Consider the following 3122-nt stretch of genomic DNA (forward strand, 5'->3'; position numbering starts at 1 on the left):
TTGCGGCTCCCACTATGAAGTTGCTGGGAAATCGTTGGGCTAACTGCTTCTGGGGGGTATTCTCGGTCATGTTCGAAAGTCTATTTCTTTAGAAGAAGCTATTGTCCGAAACACAGTTCGAATTCCACGATGAGCCCAAGCCAAAGCGCCGGGGCTGGCTTCGTATTTTTCTGATTTCAATAACTGTGGTGGTTGGCCTTGCTGCAACAACTCTTGGCGGCGGCTACGTCTACGTCACAACTAATTTGGCTGCCGCCGGCATCGAGGTCTTCTCGACCGATGGTGAGACCTTTGACATCCCCACAGCAGAAGAAATCAAGGGACCGATAAGTGTTCTGGTTATTGGTTCTGACACCCGCGAGGGTCAGGGAACAACGGAGTTTGGTCCGGTCGGCGCTTCGCTTGCCGATGTCATAATCCTTTTCCACATCTCCGAAGATCGTCAAAATGCCGTTGCCCTGAGTTTCCCGAGAGACCTCATGGTCGCTGTCCCAAGCTGCCCAGACCCTGATGGCGGACCACCCTCTTCACCTAAAGAGTTTGCACAAATCAACTCAACTTTGAACATAGGCGGCCCGGCCTGCACCCTGCTTGCTATTCAGCAGCTCACCGGAGTCAAGATTCCCTATCTTGCAATGGTTGACTTCAAGGGGGTTATCGCAATGAGCGAGGCGGTTGGAGGTGTTGATGTCTGCGTTGCCCAAGACATCAACGACCCCAAAACTAACCTCTATCTAGAGGCTGGTGAACACACACTGGAAGGCCCCGATGCCCTGGCATTTTTGCGGACTCGATATGGAGTTGGTGATGGCTCGGATCTTTCGAGAATCTCAAATCAACAGGTCTTTCTAACCTCACTGGCGAGGAAGCTAAAGGATGAGGGCGCTCTCACCAATCCGTTCACGATGTTCCGAATTGGAACGGCAGCGCTCAATAACATGACGCTTTCGAACTCACTAACCAATCTGGGCACTCTGTTCGGAATGGCCAGGGAGGCAAACGAGGTCGACCTAGACAAGATTACTTTTTTGCAACTGCCGGTTTATGACCTTGAGGGCGAACTCGCCGGAAGGGTGGCGGTGGTGCCAGACCGCGCACAGCTGTTGTTTGACAAGATAGCCAACGACGAGCCGCTAATCATTGAAGAGGCAAACGTTGGCACCGGTGCAGTCTTGGCCGAGGATCAGGGGGATTCAGAGCAGGCGGATCCAGAACCAACTGATCCGGAGTCAGAGACGCAGTCCGAGGGGGCGCAGTCCCCCGAGGGCTCCAGCGTTAGCAGCGAATCAGAGCCCCTTCCTAGCTGGGTTCAGGGAACAAACGCCTCGGTCAAGAGCTGCAGTAGCTAGATTCCCCACGCCCAAAGTTTTTTGAGTAGGCTTGGGTAACACTTGGAGACGTCGCATAGCCCGGTCGAGTGCGCCTCACTGCTAATGAGGTAGGGGTGTTAAAGCCCCTCGGAGGTTCAAATCCTCTCGTCTCCGCTCCAACCCACAACCCAGTCAGCTGGGTTGTGGGTTTTTACTTTTAACATCGAATCGGCGATGACTTAGGCCTTCAGGCTTTTAGCGAAATCAGTTGCGATTTCCACCATTTTTTTAGCAGCGGGGGATGATTTTTCTTGCATCCTCCTGGCCAAGTAGATTCTCGAGAATGCGTCTTTGTGGTCTATCTCTAAGAACTTCACGTTTGGTAGTCGGATTGCTGTGAGGCTGCTCGGCACAATCGCGACGCCGGCATTGCTTGATACCAACCCTAGGATTGTTGCGAATTGAACTGCTTGCTCCACAATCTGGGGAGTAAATCCTGCCGAATTACAAAGCCGGTAGATGTGGTCGTGAAGGTAGGAAACTTTGGTTCTAGGAAACATGATGAATCCCTCAAACTTTAAGACGTCTAGCGTCACGCTTTTTTGAGATGCCAGCGCATGTGTTTTTGGAACTGCAAGCAGAAGCGGTTCGGTAAGAAGAAGGCTCATCTCGAGCCCCGGTGATTGGCTGATCTCTCGAAGAACTCCAACGTCAATTTCCCCTGCGCGCAATCTGGGTAGCTGCTCCTCAGACGTTAGCTCGATGAGGGAAAGCCTTATGCCCGGGGCACGTTTATGCTGCTCAGCAGTGAGTTCCGGCAAGACACCGAGAGCTGCCGAGGCTACGAAACCCAAGCGAACGGTTCCAGCCTCACCCTGAATTACATTGCCCATTCGCTGGCTAAATAGTTCGTGGGCCAGCAGGAGCTCACGGGCGTGCTCCAGGAAGATTTCGCCAACCTCGGTGAGCGACACAGTTCTGGTGGTTCGGGCAATGAGCTTTGCTCCGGAGGTTTGCTCGAGTTTTTTTATCATTTGGGAAAGCCCGGATTGGGTGATTCCCAGGTTTTGAGCTGCTCGTCCGAAGTGGGCTTGTTCGGCGATCTCAACAAACGCGGCTAGAGACTTAATATTCATGAAAATTATCATAATCACTTATGAATAACATTCCTATATTGCCATAGTTATTAACAATGCTGTGAGGTAACTTTCTCTAATCACACCGCAGTGAAGAGGCTTACTTGTCAGCAATCAGTTCGAACGAAGCACAAACTCCAATGAATCTAATTGGGGGTAAATGGGTTGCGGGCCGGGGTGACATGCTCGACAGCATAAACCCGGCAAATCCGAGTGAAGTTGTTGCAAGTTTCTCGCAGTGCAGCCCGGAAGATGTCGATGATGCTATCTCGGCCGCCGTCAATGCCCAGCCCTCCTGGGAGGCACTTGGAATCATTGAGCGCGGTTCAATTCTCAGAGAAGTAGCAGACCTAATGACCTTGCGTCGCGAGGAACTTGCAGCACTGATGACCAAAGAGCAAGGCAAGACCTACCCGGAGGCCCTCGGGGAAGTTGATGGCTCGGCCGAGACGATTCGCTATCACGCCGCTAGTTCAAGAAACCCAATTGGGAAAACTTACCCGTCTTCTTTTCCCGGCGAGCACATCGAACAAGTTCGAGAAGCAATAGGTGTCGTTGGAGTAATTACCCCTTGGAATTTTCCAACTCAAATTCCCTCCTGGAAGATCGCACCCGCTTTGTTGTGGGGAAACTCCGTTGTCTGGAAGCCAGCCAGCGACATACCTGCAATCAGCCA

At 52.1% G+C, this 3122-nt stretch carries 3 protein-coding genes and 1 tRNA gene; 3 read left to right on the plus strand and 1 reads right to left on the minus strand.

Annotation, left to right across the window (positions count from 1 at the left end; genetic code table 11):
* The first annotated feature begins 101 nt into the window (after window positions 1-101).
* Both WAO31_RS07230 and WAO31_RS07235 read left to right on the plus strand, forming a co-directional pair.
* Window positions 102-1349, plus strand: coding sequence for an LCP family protein (locus tag WAO31_RS07230; RefSeq protein WP_509591952.1), 1248 nt, complete (start codon window positions 102-104; stop codon window positions 1347-1349).
* Between the two features lie 44 nt (window positions 1350-1393).
* A tRNA-Ser gene (locus tag WAO31_RS07235) sits at window positions 1394-1484 on the plus strand.
* A 65-nt stretch (window positions 1485-1549) separates the two neighbouring features.
* On the opposite strand, the gene WAO31_RS07240 is transcribed toward WAO31_RS07235, so the two are convergent.
* Entirely contained in the window at window positions 1550-2446 is an 897-nt protein-coding gene (locus tag WAO31_RS07240) for a LysR family transcriptional regulator (RefSeq protein ID WP_509591954.1), read from the minus strand.
* Between the two features lie 140 nt (window positions 2447-2586).
* Here WAO31_RS07240 and WAO31_RS07245 point away from each other — a divergent pair.
* The coding region (locus WAO31_RS07245; protein WP_509591956.1) for an aldehyde dehydrogenase family protein at window positions 2587-3122 on the plus strand (536 nt) is incomplete at its 3' end.

Source organism: Rhodoluna sp. (genome assembly GCF_049276775.1).
Taxonomy (GTDB): Bacteria; Actinomycetota; Actinomycetes; order Actinomycetales; family Microbacteriaceae; genus Rhodoluna.

Coding starts and splice junctions, on each gene's coding strand:
- WAO31_RS07240 (WP_509591954.1), bottom strand. CDS start 2,446: ATGAATATTAAGTCTCTAGCCGCGTTTGTTGAGATCGCCGAACAAGCC.